General features: G+C 44.1%; 1 protein-coding gene. It reads right to left on the bottom strand.

What is annotated here, in order from left to right; all coding sequences use genetic code 11:
- Window positions 1–151: 151 nt before the first annotated feature.
- Window positions 152–1,195, bottom strand: coding sequence for an IS5 family transposase (locus tag ACEVG1_RS21015; protein ID WP_374745695.1), 1,044 nt, complete (start codon window positions 1,193–1,195; stop codon window positions 152–154).
- Window positions 1,196–1,266 lie beyond the last annotated feature (71 nt).

Here is a 1,266-nt window from a genome sequence, read left to right as displayed (position 1 = left end):
TAGGTATTCTGCCTTTCGGGATTTGGTTTTTGAAAATTTTTTGTGTTCTAAATCTCATTGTTGATGTGCTGTTTTTGCTTGATATTTTGTAACTATTTGTTTATTAGTATTTTATGTTTATGTTTGTTCACATTCGGACACACCTATCCCCTTAAACGGTCTGCAACTGAATTTTTCTGAACATGTTGTAGGTCAGGTTCATCAAGCCTACCATCGCGGTAATGCGCTTGATGCCTATGTTGTACAGGTACATCCCATTCATGCTATTCTCGGTAAAGCCGAAAATATGCTCCACCCTTGAGCGAACGCTCGATTTTTCACGGTTAGCGGCTTTCTGCTCGTCGGTAAGTGGCTGGTTGCGGTAGCCCTTTTCGCATACCTTGTTGGTCATCCCCCGCGCCGCGATGAGCTTGTCCTGCTTCTCGCCCGTATAGGCACTGTCTGCATAAAAATCCGCTCCCCTGTCTTTCTCATCAAGCAAATGCTCGGTAGCCTGAGAATCGTGGACCGATGCATCGCTTACCATATATCCGGTGATGAGCTTGCTTCCCGCATCCGCTTTTACATGGTTTTTATAACCGAAATAGCTCACATTGTTCTTCTTTGTCCATCGTGCATCGGTGTCTTTCTGTGACATCCGCTGCGGATGCTCCTTGAAACTATCCGGGATTTGACCTTCCTTGATCTGCTTGTTGTCCTCCCTGGAGTTGCGCTGTTTGGGTACTTCTATGAAACTGGCATCCACGATCTTGCCTTCGTTGACAACCAAACCCAACCGCTCCAGTTCCACCAAGAACAGGTTAAAGATCGGCTCAATGAGTTCCAAATCGATTAACCGTTCCCTGAAATGCCAAACCGTCTTGCTGTCCGGAACATCGTCTGCAATCGTAAGGCCCAAAAAGCGCATAAAGCTCATCCTGTCATTTATTTGGTATTCTACCTGATCATCCGAAAGGTTGTAGTAACGTTGCAGGATCAGAATCTTGAACATCAGCACATAGTCGTATGCTGGACGACCACCTTTACCGGCAGACATTTTAGCCAACCCAACGGTTAAAAAATCCCTGAATAGCTCAAAATCAATACCGTTATCTAATTTCTCCAAGCGATCCCCCAATTGCGTTAGCTTACTGAGCCTGATATCCTGATCAAAAAAACCGTAGTCGCGATGACGTTTGAATCTCTTTCCTTTCATGATTTAAATATACTGAAAATCAAGCTAATATCAAATGTTATTTCAAATCAATGAGTTTTTAGAGGTGCCCT

This window comes from Parapedobacter sp. 2B3 (genome assembly GCF_041925275.1).
GTDB lineage: Bacteria > Bacteroidota > Bacteroidia > Sphingobacteriales > Sphingobacteriaceae > Parapedobacter > Parapedobacter pyrenivorans_A.
This window is presented reverse-complemented; position numbering and strand designations above follow the sequence as displayed.